The sequence below is a fragment of the Vibrio halioticoli NBRC 102217 genome (assembly GCF_000496695.1).
Classification (GTDB): Bacteria; Pseudomonadota; Gammaproteobacteria; order Enterobacterales; family Vibrionaceae; genus Vibrio; species Vibrio halioticoli.
Genome location: NZ_BAUJ01000004.1, coordinates 32,773 through 47,293 on the forward strand (window position 1 = coordinate 32,773; position 14,521 = coordinate 47,293).

Annotated in this window: 9 protein-coding genes and 1 tRNA gene; 8 read left to right on the forward strand and 2 right to left on the reverse strand. The window is 41.4% G+C overall.

Annotation, left to right across the window (positions count from 1 at the left end; genetic code table 11):
- The first annotated feature begins 21 nt into the window (after positions 1-21).
- The gene (locus VHA01S_RS01840; protein WP_039969970.1) at positions 22-1,023 is read left to right on the forward strand and encodes a lytic murein transglycosylase; all 1,002 of its coding nucleotides are present in this window, start codon (positions 22-24) and stop codon (positions 1,021-1,023) included.
- An 81-nt stretch (positions 1,024-1,104) separates the two neighbouring features.
- Here VHA01S_RS01840 and folD read toward each other — a convergent pair whose 3' ends face one another.
- Entirely contained in the window at positions 1,105-1,956 is an 852-nt protein-coding gene (folD, locus tag VHA01S_RS01845) for a bifunctional methylenetetrahydrofolate dehydrogenase/methenyltetrahydrofolate cyclohydrolase FolD (protein ID WP_021714998.1), read from the reverse strand.
- Between the two features lie 199 nt (positions 1,957-2,155).
- Between folD and VHA01S_RS01850 the strand changes: the two genes are divergently transcribed.
- The 3 genes from VHA01S_RS01850 to VHA01S_RS01860 all read left to right on the forward strand — a co-directional run bounded on the left by VHA01S_RS01850 (position 2,156) and on the right by VHA01S_RS01860 (position 3,182).
- A tRNA-Arg gene (locus VHA01S_RS01850) sits at positions 2,156-2,232 on the forward strand.
- Positions 2,233-2,447: 215 nt separating this feature from the next.
- Positions 2,448-2,645 (forward strand): hypothetical protein, encoded by a 198-nt coding sequence (locus VHA01S_RS01855; protein ID WP_023402647.1) that lies wholly within the window; start codon positions 2,448-2,450, stop codon positions 2,643-2,645.
- Positions 2,646-2,717: 72 nt separating this feature from the next.
- Positions 2,718-3,182 (forward strand): hypothetical protein, encoded by a 465-nt coding sequence (locus VHA01S_RS01860; RefSeq protein WP_156916956.1) that lies wholly within the window; start codon positions 2,718-2,720, stop codon positions 3,180-3,182.
- A 98-nt stretch (positions 3,183-3,280) separates the two neighbouring features.
- Here VHA01S_RS01860 and VHA01S_RS01865 read toward each other — a convergent pair whose 3' ends face one another.
- Positions 3,281-4,921, reverse strand: a complete 1,641-nt coding sequence (locus tag VHA01S_RS01865) for a tetratricopeptide repeat protein (RefSeq protein ID WP_023402649.1) — start codon at positions 4,919-4,921, stop codon at positions 3,281-3,283.
- 369 nt (positions 4,922-5,290) lie between these two features.
- Here VHA01S_RS01865 and VHA01S_RS01870 point away from each other — a divergent pair, with 369 nt between their 5' ends.
- The 4 genes from VHA01S_RS01870 to VHA01S_RS01885 are packed head-to-tail and all read left to right on the forward strand — an operon-like array spanning position 5,291 to position 14,451.
- Complete coding sequence (locus VHA01S_RS01870) at positions 5,291-8,560, forward strand: helicase-related protein (RefSeq protein WP_023402650.1); 3,270 nt, start codon at positions 5,291-5,293, stop codon at positions 8,558-8,560.
- Positions 8,561-8,572: 12 nt separating this feature from the next.
- Positions 8,573-9,337: a DUF4391 domain-containing protein gene (locus tag VHA01S_RS01875; RefSeq protein ID WP_023402651.1), complete on the forward strand. Its 765-nt coding sequence runs from the start codon at positions 8,573-8,575 to the stop codon at positions 9,335-9,337.
- A 60-nt stretch (positions 9,338-9,397) separates the two neighbouring features.
- Positions 9,398-11,254, forward strand: a complete 1,857-nt coding sequence (locus VHA01S_RS01880; RefSeq protein WP_023402652.1) for a site-specific DNA-methyltransferase — start codon at positions 9,398-9,400, stop codon at positions 11,252-11,254.
- Positions 11,255-11,274: 20 nt separating this feature from the next.
- Entirely contained in the window at positions 11,275-14,451 is a 3,177-nt protein-coding gene (locus VHA01S_RS01885; protein ID WP_039969991.1) for a type III restriction-modification system endonuclease, read from the forward strand.
- Positions 14,452-14,521 lie beyond the last annotated feature (70 nt).

The window sequence follows — 14,521 nt, forward strand, 5'->3', positions numbered from 1 at the left end:
AACTAAAAAAGAGGCAACACTATGATAAGGATATTTAAGTGTAAAAAGAGCCTTGGCTTAATGTTATTGGCGAACAGTTTGTTGGTGTCGGCCAATGATCAGGTTTCGGGGCGTGATATCAGTTTTGATAGCTATGTCGAAAGTTTAAAACATGCAGCAATAGAGCAGGGTATAACACCTAAAACGGTCGATAGTGCTTTTCAAAATGTGCAGTTTAAACCTAGAGCAATTTCTGCTGACCGTTCTCAACCTGAAAATAAAATCACACTTGATGAGTACCTCCCACGCGCGGTGCCACAATGGAAAGTAAAGCAAGCCAATCAAAAGTATCGTCAGTATAAAGCTGACTTACAGCGCATTGGTGAGCAATACGGTGTACAGCCTCGATTTATTGTGGCGCTGTGGGGCGTAGAAAGTAATTTTGGTGCACTCACTGGCGGATATAACGTGATTGATGCGTTATCCACCATGGCTTATGAAGGGCGTCGCGAATCCTTTTTCCGCAATGAATTAATGTCTGCGTTAACCATTTTAGATCAAGGGCATATTAGCGCCGCCAATATGAAAGGCTCATGGGCGGGAGCGATGGGACAACCTCAGTTTATGCCCAGTTCATTTTTGAAGTACGCAGCCGATGGTAATGGTGATGGCAGCAAAAATATCTGGGGCAACAAACAAGATGTATTTGCATCCGCCGCCAATTATTTACACACCTTTGGTTGGGATAATACCTACACTTGGGGCAGACAAGTCACTTTATCGGCATCTTTAGATAAGTCGCTGTTTGGCTTAAAGTCGCAACAAGGCAAAACATTGCAAGAGTGGCAAGCGTTAGGGGTGCGTAACCTGCAAGGGCATGCATTACCTAAACTCACTACGCCAATTAAGGCATGGCTCATTGCGCCAGACTCATCTTCTGGGCGCGTGTACTTGGTGTACAACAATTATCAGGTATTGATGAAGTGGAATCGGTCGTATTATTTTGGACTAGCAGTCAGCCATTTAGCCGATCAGATCAAATAGCTTAAATCGAAAAATTAAAAAGCAATGAGCGAGGAAAATTCCTCGCTCATTTTTATTGGTGTGCGTTAAATTAAGAGTGATTTACCAAGATTTTTCACAAGCAATCATAGTGTTCTCAATTAAGCTGGCCACTGTCATAGGGCCAACACCACCAGGGACAGGAGTAATGTAGGCAGCGCGCTGACTCGCAACGTCATATTCCACATCACCAATCAATTTACCGCTTTCTAAACGGTTGATGCCTACATCGATAACCACTGCGCCTTCTTTAATCCAATTACCCGGAATAAAGTTAGGTTTGCCCACTGCAACTACCAAAATATCTGCCTGACGAACATGACCTTCTAAATCTTTAGTAAAGCGGTGACAGGTAGTGGTGGTACAGCCAGCAATTAATAGCTCCAACGTCATCGGACGACCAACAATATTGGATGCGCCCACCACAACCGCATGCTTACCGTGCGTTGGCAGGTTATAGCGTTCTAAAAGAGTGATAATCCCTTTTGGCGTGCAAGAGCGAAGCTTAGGCATGCGCTGCGCTAGACGACCCACATTATAAGGATGGAAGCCATCCACGTCTTTTTCTGGAGTAATACGCTCAAGCACAGGCGTAGAATCAATGCCCGCAGGCAGCGGCAATTGAACCAAAATTCCATCTATTTCGTCATCAACATTCAGTTGATCAATCAGCGATAACAACTCTTCTTCAGTAGCCGTAGCAGGAAGATCAAAAGACTTAGACACAAAGCCCACTTCCTCACAAGCGCGACGCTTACTTCCCACATACACTTGCGATGCAGGATCTTGACCCACAAGCACCACAGCCAAGCCCGGAGCACGCAGTCCAGCGTCGGTACGAGACTTAACGCGAGCCTTTACTTCAGAACGAACAGTTTGAGAAATCAGTTTTCCATCAATATTTTGAGCAGTCATGACGATCCCTATATTAGGCAGTTCAATGTTTCGGCGCATTGTCGCAGAAAAGAAACACTTTTGCTACATAGCAAACGTTTGCTATGTCCGCTTTATATGCATTTTTAATGTTACTGCCCTTTTTTTCAGCACTTAGTTCTAAATGTTCAATAAACCCGTTGACCAATCACGCTCAACTCGTATAATCCTTTCCTGTAGCGCGCCCTTAGCTCAGCTGGATAGAGCACGTCCCTTCTAAGGATGTGGTCGTAGGTTCGAATCCTACAGGGCGCGCCATATTCTATAAGGCCTGACAGCTTTTCAAGTTGTCAGGCCTTTGTCGTTTTTGGTGGTTTTTCACTTTAGTGGTCAAGTAAGTGGTCAAGTAAGAGTGAGGTTTGGTGCTACCTGATGAGCCTTATTTATGCTCATAGATTTGCATACTGAGTGCTTTCTGAAGTAAAAAGATATTTGAACAGCAGTTCGGTATGTTTGTACTAAAAGGAGCATCTATGGAAAATAGTGATTTGAAATCCAAACGGAGAAATGGTGGAGAAGGTATTTATCCAAGAGAACTCCTTAAGTTTGATTTATCAGATCCCGATTTTTTAGAGTTAGTTCAGTCTGAGAGCGTAAATAAATTACATCAAATACAGAGTCTATTAACCCACAAGCCAGAGATATTCGAACCTTCGAATAATTTAGTGTGAGAAACAATTGTTACAATTGCGAATCAGGTAAGAATTCCTTTAGTAGAAAATACCCTAAACCATATGTATCCAGTGGAAAACGGAGAGGTGAGTGTCGATAACATATTGAGGCTTGAGGCTTACGACACAAATCTAGCGATATACAAGACCATAGGGGACGCTGTAAGCGTATACATTGATTTTTGCTATAAACACTTTATTGATTCATCATTATCCGATGATGATTATAAATTGATGATGGAAAGCTTTCTTTGCGGGGCTCAACTAACAACAGCAAACTATGAGCCATTAATGTCAGCCGCAAGTAAATTATCATTTCATGAAGCGAATGAAGAGAAAGCGAAAAGGGCTATAGAGCTACGAGATAACTTAAAACAAGCGCATCCAACTAAAAGTGACTCTTGGATTGCAGAGCGCGTAGCAATAAAGATCACTGATGAATTAAATGCTCAACTAGCGGATGACGAAAAGAAAAGGTCAGTTTCTAAGAAGACGATTCAAAGATACTTTACTGAGGCTAATAAAAGCCAGTTATGAGAGAGGCTGTTCTAAATTCTGTGTAACCTTGTCTGTGACTTCGACAGCGTTGAATATACTTAGTACAATTAAGTGATGTTGATTTCGATTTACCATAATTAGGTCGAGTATTCTTGATAAAAATCCCAGACTAACTGTTCTAGTTCTTTCAATCTTTCGGCAACTTGTTCTGGGTTGTCGTCTTGAGCTTTTTTGTAGTGCTCGCGAGCTTTAAGATAGTTTAAATCTACGCCCCAACCATTTTGATAACAACGGCCTAATTCATAGCAAGCGGACGATGAGCCTTTTTCTGTAGCTTTCTTTAACCACAATACAGCGGCAGAATCATACTCTTCGGTGTTGTGATGGTAGAGATAACAAAATCCCAATACATACATTGAATGTACATTTCCGCTTAGAGCACTTTTTTTAAACCAAAATTCAGCTTGATCTTTATCTTCGATACAAACTTCACCTTTGTACAGGTTCCAAGCTATTTGTTTGAAAGCTGCTTGTATGCCTCCTTTAGCTGCCTTGAGAAGATAGTGGTGAGCATCTTTAGGGTGTTGTTCTCGGATATTTAGTGCATGTTCATATGAAGCAGAAGGATGCCCTAGATTGGCTGCTATTTTGTAGTGAGAGTTAGCAATTTTAGTATCTTCGAGTAACTCATTTATTGCTTGAGCAAAGCTATAGTGAGCTTCAGCATTTTGTTCGTCGCATGATAAGGATAGAAGACAAAGTTTAACTCGCTCATATTCACTAATATCAAACTCGTCGTAGTATGACTCATAATAAAATAAGTCTATAACTTCGTCGATAGGTGGGTTTTCAGACTCTAGCATTTCAAATGCTCGAAATGCTGCTTCGGAGTTATCAAGAGACGCAGCTTTACAAAAATAATAAAAAGCAGAAGATCCAGACATTTTGGATACCCCAATGCCTTCATCAATTCTGACCGCTAGCTTAAGTGCCGCTTCTGCTATTTCGTCGTTATCTGCAAGAATCTGATACAGGCGATTAGCCTCGTTGTCATTGATTTGGCAACCGACACCTTCTTCATAACAACGAGCCATACCTAATAAGCCAAAGCTATCACTTTTTTCGACTGCTAGCTTATATATATTGAATGCTTTGTCCCTAATATATGACGATGGTGAGTTAAAATATTTGTCCGCGATATCGACTAATTCATCATATGGCGTTAATTCTATTTTTAAATTCTCAATTGCCTGATAAAAACTTGGTGTAAAATCATCAAAGTTGAGTATGTGCTCTTCAAGTTCAGCGATGTTTGTAATTAACTGTTCATTAACTGCTTGGATTACAAGCGCTTTTGCTTTTGGTTTGCTGGGGAACAGTTTGTGCCCTCGTAAGTAGCACTTTGAAAGGGAAATTAAGTCATCATTGATCCACAGAATTGCAGGCTCATATCCTAGTTCCGCTAATTTCTTTATTTTTCTATAATATTCAAGTGCTAAGTTAGAACTTGTAGCGGCTTCATAAGAGGTAAGTGCTAGTTCGAATGTGGCTGCTAAAACATTTTTTGATTCAGCGTCCTTTAAGTACTGTATCCCGACTTTTCTATCTAACTTAACAAGTTCACCATCTAAATGGAGGCGACCAAAAGCATATATAGCTTCAGGGTACTTCAGTGTACTTGATTGGAATAAGTACTTCACAGCTTCAGATTTTTCAGATGACGAAACAGCGTCACTTAGTAATTTGTAACCTTTATTGTAGAGAAATTTAGAATTCATACTTATAACGAAAAATAGACTAAATAGTAATGATGTATTGAATACTTTATGCACACTCAACTTTGTTGTGTCAGAACAATGTCAGGGCAGATAGCTATGGCGCGTAATGATAAGTGCAACGTAATAGGTTTTTTTATATTTGTTAAGCTAGCAGGTACCACAGAGAAATGAATGGTAATATCCTAGAAAAATTAAAGACCAATATAGAATATCTACTTTGCGAACTGCAAAAGATGACAACATGGGTTTAGTTGTATAGGTGAGTTTCGATGATGACATCATGGTTCTTCATGAGTGGTTCAGGTTATGTGGCGCTTGAATACTTTGAAGGCTACTGATGTTAGATTTCACCAAGTTATAGAGAGCAATATGTTAATAGATAATACCACGACAAAGGTGGCTGATCTTCTTGCTGAAAGCTTTGAAAAAGATGATAAGCTTTCGATTATGACGGGACTTTTTTCTATATATGCGTTTGACGCATTGCAGGATGAGTTGTCTAATCTTGATTCTGTCCGACTGCTTTTTTCTCAATTTAAAGGGTTTGGAAACCATAGTGAAATAAATAGCCCGTTTGGACCTTTGTTAGGTGGGGAGTACGAAACTCGCTTTCGAAACCAACTAAACCAAAAGGCAATAGCCAGAGAATTTGCTCAATGGGTGGAAGATAAAACTAGTGTGAAACTTGTCTCTCTAGTCGGTGCTGTCGGTAGGCATATTATTGCTTCCGAAGGGGAAGAGTTGACTGCAATCGATGGCGCTCAGTTTAATGGGGCTGGGCTGGGGCTTTCTGAGTCAGCCTCATTCGATATGATAACCAAAGTTCCAGCTCCTCAATCGCAAGATTTATTGTCTTATTTCAACATGGTTTGGAATGCAAAAGGGCAGGTCAAAGAAGCTAAGAAAGAGCTCCTATCTCAGCTCGATATGTTAACTAAAGATCAGCCAGCTAGCTTCATTTATTTTGTCACTCTCTACAACCTGTTCAAAGACTTTATTGGTGAGCTTCAAGAAGAGAACATCATCAATACTCGTACGGGCTTTAAAGATACAATCGTCTGGAACAAACTGTATAAATTCCAACGAGATGGAGTGCTCGGCGCGATCGATAAACTTAGCAAATATAACGGTTGTATCATTGCTGATAGTGTTGGTCTGGGTAAAACCTTTGAGGCTCTAGCAGTAATTAAATACTTCGAGTTACGCAATGACAAAGTACTAGTCCTATGTCCTAAGAAGCTTAGAGACAACTGGTTGGTGTACACACAGAATGATAAACGTAACCTGCTAGCTGATGACCGCTTTAACTACGATGTTCTCAATCATACCGACATGAGTCGCTTCAAAGGGCATTCAGGTGCTATTAACCTTGAGACGATAAACTGGGGTAACTACGATCTGGTTGTGATTGATGAAAGCCACAACTTCCGTAATAACAACCCTAAGAAAGATGGCAAGAACCGCTATCAAAGACTGCTCGACGACATCATTAAAGCGGGTGTCAAAACCAAAGTACTAATGTTGTCGGCAACCCCCGTTAACAATCGTCTTAACGATATGAAGAACCAGGTGGCCTTCATTACTGAAGCTAACGATTCAGCGCTTGCTGAACATGGCATCAATAGCATTGAAGGTACCTTGAGAACGGCACAGCAACACTTTAATGCTTGGTCTAAACGCCCAACGGACGAGAGAACCTCACAAGAGCTACTGGACACTATTAACTTTGATTATTTCAAGTTATTGGATATTTATACCATTGCCCGTTCCCGTAAACATATCGAGAAATATTACGGCACTGAAGATGTGGGTAAGTTCCCAACCCGTCTTTTGCCAAAGAACGTTAAGTCCGACATTGACCTGCAAAAAGAATTTCCACCATTAAAAGACGTTAACGACACAATTCGTCGCCTAACTCTGGCATGCTACTCACCAATGCAATATGTAATGCCCAACAAAATTGCCGAGTACGCAAGACGTTATGACCAAAAAATCAAAGGCGGCTCTACTTTCAAGCAAGTAGACCGTGAGGCGAGCTTGGTTCACTTAATGCGAATCAACTTATTGAAACGCATGGAAAGTTCTATCTTCTCGTTTAAGTTGACGTCAGAGAAACTACTCGCGCAAGTTGAGATGATTCTAAGACAAATTGAGCACTTCAGTCAGAATATAGCTCCCAACTTATCTGCTGGGCTGACGGATGAGTTCGTTGCACCGCCGATCGAAGAAATACATGATTTTGAAATGGAAAGCCCAGAGCTAGCGCCCTTTATGGTGGGTAAAAAGACTAAGGTTCGTCTGCAAGACATGGACTTGATTCGATATGCACAAGATCTGGATGCAGATTGTGCCTTCTTACGAGAAATTGTAAGAGAGGCTAGACAAGTTTCCGCGGTTCGGGATGCCAAGCTACAAGCGTTGAAAGAGACCATTATCAATAAGGTGCAAAACCCGATCAATGGAACAAACAAAAAAGTCATCATCTTTTCTGCTTTCGCGGATACCGCTGAATATTTGTATAACGACTTAGCCTCTTGGGCACAAAATCAATTTGGAATAAAAACGGCGCTTATCACAGGTCAGAGAACAGATACCACTTTGCTTGACCCAGCAGGCAAGCGAGTGAAAGCGGATTTGAACAGTATGCTGACGCACTTTTCACCCACCTCAAAAGAGCGTGAAAAAGTGTTCCCAGAGTTTTCGCAAGAGATTGATATCTTGATTGCGACCGACTGTATTTCAGAAGGTCAAAACCTGCAAGATTGTGACTATCTTGTGAACTATGATATTCACTGGAATCCCGTGCGTATTATTCAGCGCTTTGGTCGAATTGACCGATTAGGCTCAATTAATACTCAAATTCAGCTAGTCAATTTCTGGCCGAACATGGAGCTTGATGAATATATCAACCTAGAGGCAAGAGTCAGCGGTCGAATGGTATTGCTTGATATATCCGCTACGGGTGAAGAGAACGTTATTGAGCAAAACTCATCCGAAATGAATGACCTCGATTACCGCAGAAAGCAGTTAGAGCAACTGCAAGACCAAGTAGTTGACCTAGAGGAAATTTCGGGTGGGGTATCAATCACTGATCTTACCTTGAATGATTTCCGAATGGATCTGTCCGATTACCTCAAAGAGCATCTAGAGTTACTTGAATCGGCACCGACAGGACTCTTTGCACCAGTGCGAATCGACAGTTCAAATGCTGAGTTGGTTGCCATTGCGAATGAGCTAGAGCCTGGTGTTATCTTCTGCCTCAAGGACAAAACAGGTTCGGTGCAGGTAGATGAGAGCTATGCGCTTGCACCTTACTATCTCGTTTACGTTTCAGAGGATGAAGAAGTGGTGTATTCGTTTACCCAAGCGAAACATATTCTTGACCTAATTAAGAAGCTAGCAAGTGGCTCAAAAGAGCCCGATGCAGCGGCTTATGCAGCTGTTGAGCGTGAAACGAGAAGTTACACCAATATGGATGATCAAGTACATCTGTTACGCATTGCCGTTGAAGACATTGCGGGGAAGAGCGAAGAGAAAGGCGCAGCAAGTTTGTTCAACCCTGGCGGTACAACCTTAACAGGTAACTCAAGCCAGCAGATTAATGACTTTGAAGTTGTTAGTTATTTGGTCGTGGTTTAGAGGGTAATAACAGTGAACATTGAGAATAGTTTCACCGAAACCGTGATCCAGAACTTTGGTTTTCCAGCGAGTACAGAGTTAGGCGTAAAGGTGCCGAAGAAAACCATCACTGACAACACATCCTTGACCAGCAATGATAAGCAACTGATCAAAGATGTGCTTAAATCGCTAGTGTGGCGATTTACCATGAAGCCTGAGACGGTGAATATTCCAGTCTTTGAAGGTGGTGTACATCAATACAAAGAGATCGCGGTTCTGCATGTAAAAGTGAAGAGCAACAGTAAAACTAAGCAACTGTGTAAGCTACTGCATCAGCAGATCCCATACCCAACACTACTATTTGTGGATTGGGAGCAGGAGGTTGCCATCAGTTTGGCTGATAAGCTAGTGAACCAAGCGGACAGTACCAAGCTAACTATTGAGCACCAGTATGACACTGGCTGGCTAGACAAAAAGAACCAACAAACGTTTTATTCGGAATTCCTTTCAGATTTACGATTTGACCACTGCTCGGTGTTGTCGCTGTATGACTTTTATACCAGTGTCATCCAAAAGTTAAACTTCTTAGAAGCGGCTAAGACAACAGGAATTTACAGCGACAAAGCCGAAGAGGACTTGACGCCTCTATTAGCTGAGTTAAATGGATTAGAAACACAGCTAACGCAAATCCGAAATAAGATTAAAAAAGAGACGCAAATGAATACAAAAATGCGCCTCAATGTAGAAGCACGAAAAATTAAATTAGCGATTGAAGAGATTAAACGGCAGATAGCGTAATCCTACTTTTGATAATCTTAACATCAGCGACTAGAACATAAAATTAATCAAGGTAACAGCATGAGCCAACAAGAGAACTCAAAGCTAGAAAGAATCACGGGCACGAGCCCAGAAGCCAAAAGCCTAGACATTACTAACCAAAACATCGAACAGCTAAAACAGATTTTCCCTGATGTATTTTCTGAGGGAAAAATCGACTTTGAGGCACTAAAAGCGGTGCTAGGCGAAGCAATTGATGATTCCGCCGAGCGCTACAACTTCACTTGGAATGGCAAAAACAAAGCACGTCAAATAGCGCAGACACCATCAACAGGTACTCTACGCCCTTGCAAAGAAGAGAGTGTTAATTGGGATACCACGGAAAATTTGTTTATTGAGGGTGATAACCTTGAAGTGCTGAAGTTGCTTCAAAAGTCTTACCATAAAAAAGTGAAAATGATCTACATTGATCCGCCATACAACACAGGTAAAGACTTTGTTTATAAAGATAATTTTCATGACAACCTTCAAAACTATCTAGAGTTAACAGGTCAGCTTGATAGCGATGGTAATACGTTAAGTGCAAATTCAGACACGTCAGGGAGGTACCATTCTGATTGGCTCAACATGATTTATCCGAGACTTAAGTTGGCAAGAAACTTAATGGCTGAAAATGGTGTTATCTATATTTCTATTGATGAATCAGAGATAACAAACTTGCGAAGAGTATGTGATGAAGTCTTTGGTGAAGATAACTTTTTAGGTTCAATCCTTTGGAAGAAGAAAACCAATGGCAATAACATGGGATACATCCCACCTGTTCATGACTACATTGTCGCATATGGCAAAAGTGATTTAGAGGCTGCGATTCTTGGTTTTCCTCTGACGAAAGAATTTATTGAAAAAACGTACTCCAACCCAGATAGCGATCCAAGAGGCCCTTGGACAACTAGTGATCTATCAGCAAATCACAAAGGCCCCTATTTTGAGATAGTAAACGAACAAACGGGAGACACATTTTTACCCCCTAAAGGACGATATTGGGTCTTTAACGAAGAGGAAGTAAAGAGAAGAATAGCGGATGGCCGTATTATTTTCGGTAAGTCGGGAACTACTTCCCCTGTTCAGAAAAAATATCTAAATGAACGCCTATCAACCAGAACTAAGGCTGATAGTTGGTGGGATAGTCATGGTTATAATTCTGATGGGACTAAAGAAATTGCTAGTCTGTTGGGGCCGAAAGTATTTGATCATTCGAAACCTACAACTTTACTTAAGTCTCTGATGTCTATGACCCTATCTGATGGTGATATTTTAATTGACTTTTTTGCAGGTTCAGCAACTACAGCTCATGCAGCTTTGGATTTTCAGAAAGAGAAGGACATATCGTTGAAGGTGATTTCTGTTCAACTTCCTGAGCCTACAGCTATCAAGTCAGTAGCGTATGATCACGGCTATAAAACGATTTCCGAATTAAGTTTAGCTAGATTGAAAAAAGTAATTACGTCATTAGGTGATGGAGCTGGGGTCAGGTTATATAAGTTAGACTCAACTAATATCCGCCCTTGGGACGCTGATTTCGAAAGTTTAGAGCTTGATCTTCTACAAGCAGAAAAATCCATTAAAGATGGTCGCACAAGCGAAGACGTCTTATATGAGATCTTCCTAAAATATGGCTATGACCTGACCACCCCTATTGATACTGAATTAGTCAACGGAAAAACCGTTTTCGTTGTAGGTGCTGGTGCACTATTTGTGTGCCTAGATGATGACATTACCACTGACACGGTAGAAGGCATCGCCAAACTGAAAGAAGAGTATGACCCAGAAACGACTCAAGTGGTGTTTAAAGATGAAGGCTTTGCTGATGATTGCGTCAAGACCAATGCGATTCAAATCTTGAAGCAAGCGTCGATAGATGATGTTAAGAGCATTTAAAGGGGGAAATGATGTCTGAAATGAAGATCAAATTTAACCCCAACCTCGTTCATCAACGTGATGCCATTGAAGCGGTAGCGAGGGTATTTGAAGGTCAAGAAACCTTTCAATCAAACTTTTCGGTATCGTCTGCTGTGCAAGCGGACATGTTTGAGAAGAACGATGGCATTGGTGTAGCGAATGCGCTGACTTTGTTGCCAGAGGAGCTCTACGAGAACACACGCAAGGTACAACTAGAGAACGGCTTACCGCAAACGGAAACGTCAAAACAAGCGCTACCTAGCCTTGATTTTACCATAGAGATGGAAACGGGTACGGGTAAGACCTACGTATACTTGCGCAGTGCGTTTGAGCTGAATCAGCGATATGGACTGACTAAGTTCATAATCGTAGTACCATCTGTAGCCATCAAAGAAGGTGTGTATAAATCTCTGCAAATGACCGAAGAGCATTTCAGAAAAGAATACAAGAACGTTCAATATGACTACTTTGTTTATGATTCGTCGAAGCGTGAGCAGGTGAGAAACTTTGCCACTAATGATTATATTCAGATTATGGTCATCAACATTGACGCATTTAGTGAAGCTTTTGATGATAAATCAACGGCAAAGTCTAAGAAGGCTCGAAGATTAATTAACCAAGCTGATGATCGCTTAAGTGGAATGAAACCAATTGAGTTCATACAAGCGACAAGGCCAGTAGTGCTCATTGATGAACCTCAGACTTCTGTTTCGACGCCTACTCGTAAAAAGGCAATCGAGAACTTAAATCCGCTGTGTACGTTTCGCTATTCAGCAACGCTGACTGAAAACCTCAATATGCTCTACAAGCTAGATTCGATTGATGCTTATGAGCGTAAGTTGGTCAAGCAAATTGAAGTAGCTTCAATCGAAGTACAAAATAACCACAACCAGGCATATATCAAGCTGATTAGTGTCGATAACAAAAAGTCGCCAATTACGGCGAAGGTTGAGGTTGATTTACAAACTAAGACAGGAAAATTGCAGCCACGTAAGACTATTACCGTCAAAAGTGGTACAGACTTGTTTGAAGCCACTAATGGTCGCACGGTTTATGAAGGCTATGTGGTCAATGACATTTACTGTGAAGAGGGTAATGAGTATATCGACTTCACCAGTCGTGACGACATTATCGATTTAGGTCAGTCCATTGGTGAAGTTGACTTAGACACTTACAAGCGTTTGCAAGTTGCTAAAACTGTCGAAGAGCACCTAGAGAAAGAGCTTAAGTTCTTTAAAAAGATAACAACAGGTGTTGACCCAATGGATCATTCAAAAGTAATGAGTCAGAAAGGAATCAAAGTACTGAGTTTGTTCTTTATTGATAAAGTGGCTAATTACCGTGGCTACACTAAAGAGGGGGTACCTACACAAGGTAAGTTCGCATTATGGTTTGAAGAAGAGTTTGCTGCGCAACTTCGTAAACCAAAGTATCGTGTTTTGTACCCGTCAGTTTGGGATCAAGATAGTTCTGGTAAGTTTGTGCCAAATGAACAGGCAATGAAGGAGTTGGCAAGCTCAGTCCATAACGGTTACTTCGCTCAAGACAAGAAGAAAGACGCGTCTGGCAATGCTGTTTTAATTGATCTTAAAGAGACGGCTGCAAGCATGAACGGTAAGAACGCAGAATCAGCGTACAACCTGATCATGAAGGATAAAGAAAAGCTACTGTCAATTGATGAAAAACTTCGCTTTATTTTTAGCCACTCTGCTCTGAAAGAAGGTTGGGACAACCCGAATGTATTCCAGATCTGTACGCTGAACGAAACGGCATCAGTTATGAAGAAACGCCAAGAAATTGGGCGTGGTTTACGCTTGGCTGTTGACCAATCAGGCGAGCGTGTACCGTACGGTTTTGAAGTGAATACGCTAACTGTCATGGCGAATGAGTCGTACGAGCAGTTTGTTGCAGAATTACAGAAAGAGATCGAGCAAGAAGAAGGCATCAAATTTGGCGCGGTAGAGAAACACCAGTTTGCCAATATTGTTATCAATTCTGACGATTACGCCACAATGGGTGAGAAGGAGTTTCTTGGTGCTCAAAAATCGGAGGAGATCTTCACACATTTGCAAGACAAGGGCTACATAGATAAGAATGGTAAGATTCTAGATGCTTTGAAGACAGACTTAGCTGATAACTCTGTGAGTCTCCCTGATAGCGTGCAAGCGCATTCTGAGGCTATCATAGCGACCTTAGCCAAGGTTTCGAAAGGTCTTAGTATTAAGAAGCATGAAGAGAAGAAAACAGCGTCACTGCGTGAAGATAATGGTAAGCAAATTGTACTTGGCGAAGATTTCAAAGCGCTTTGGGATCGCATTAAGTACAAAACAACTTATCGCGTCGACTTTAATGTTGGTGAGCTAGTTGAAAAGTGCATCAAAGAAATCCGAGCGTCAGTTGCTGTTGCCAGTGCGAAGTTCGAGTATAAGAAAGCCAAGGTAGCTATTACCGAATCGGCACTTTCGCCCCATGATGAAGAGTCTAAAACTTACACCTATCAGAACAGAAACTACCAATTGCCTGACGTGGTGACTTACTTAGAGTCTCACACTAACTTGACGCGCAAGACGGTAGTGCAAATCTTGCTGGGGTTAGGTGATAAGCTTGAAGCGTTTAAGAACAACCCGCAGCGCTTTATTGAGCTAACAGGTGAGGTGATTCGCAAGCAAATGCGCTTGGCAATTGTAGATGGTATCTCTTATCAGCGTATCGGTGATGATGAATATTATGCGCAAGAGCTTTTCCAAGAGGAGGAGCTAACGGGCTATCTTAAGAATATGGTTGAGGCCAATAAGTCTGTTTATGATTACATCATTTGTGATTCGGATACAGAGTTCGAGTTTGCTGAAAAATTAGAAACGTCTTCTGATGTGAAGCTTTATGCGAAACTCCCGAGTTGGTTCAAAATTGATACGCCTCTGGGTAGCTACAACCCTGATTGGGCAGTCTTAATTGATAAAGAAGATGGCATGGGTGATCAGCTGTACTTTGTTGTAGAAACCAAGTCCAGTATTTTCTCTGACGACTTGCGAGCGTCAGAACAAGCCAAAATCAACTGCGGTATTGCCCACTTTGAGGCTTTGTCGAAAGATAAAGTAGGTCATAACCTTGAGAATCCCGCAAAGTTTATAAAGGCTGATTCATTTAATACCTTTTCAACTCACCTTCAAGACTAATTAACCAGCGGCGAGAAAGCTCGCCGTTTACCATCGAACTAGGGTTGAATAAAAGCTCATCTAGAGGGTA

What these genes read in the sequence shown, in the direction of transcription:
- VHA01S_RS01885 (WP_039969991.1), top strand. Translation starts at nt 11,275, where the DNA reads ATGAAGATCAAATTTAACCCCAACCTCGTTCATCAACGTGATGCCATT.
- VHA01S_RS01870 (WP_023402650.1), top strand. Translation starts at nt 5,291, where the DNA reads ATGTTAATAGATAATACCACGACAAAGGTGGCTGATCTTCTTGCTGAA.
- VHA01S_RS01855 (WP_023402647.1), top strand. Translation starts at nt 2,448, where the DNA reads ATGGAAAATAGTGATTTGAAATCCAAACGGAGAAATGGTGGAGAAGGT.
- folD (WP_021714998.1), bottom strand. Translation starts at nt 1,956, where the DNA reads ATGACTGCTCAAAATATTGATGGAAAACTGATTTCTCAAACTGTTCGT.
- VHA01S_RS01880 (WP_023402652.1), top strand. Translation starts at nt 9,398, where the DNA reads ATGAGCCAACAAGAGAACTCAAAGCTAGAAAGAATCACGGGCACGAGC.
- VHA01S_RS01840 (WP_039969970.1), top strand. Translation starts at nt 22, where the DNA reads ATGATAAGGATATTTAAGTGTAAAAAGAGCCTTGGCTTAATGTTATTG.
- VHA01S_RS01865 (WP_023402649.1), bottom strand. Translation starts at nt 4,921, where the DNA reads ATGAATTCTAAATTTCTCTACAATAAAGGTTACAAATTACTAAGTGAC.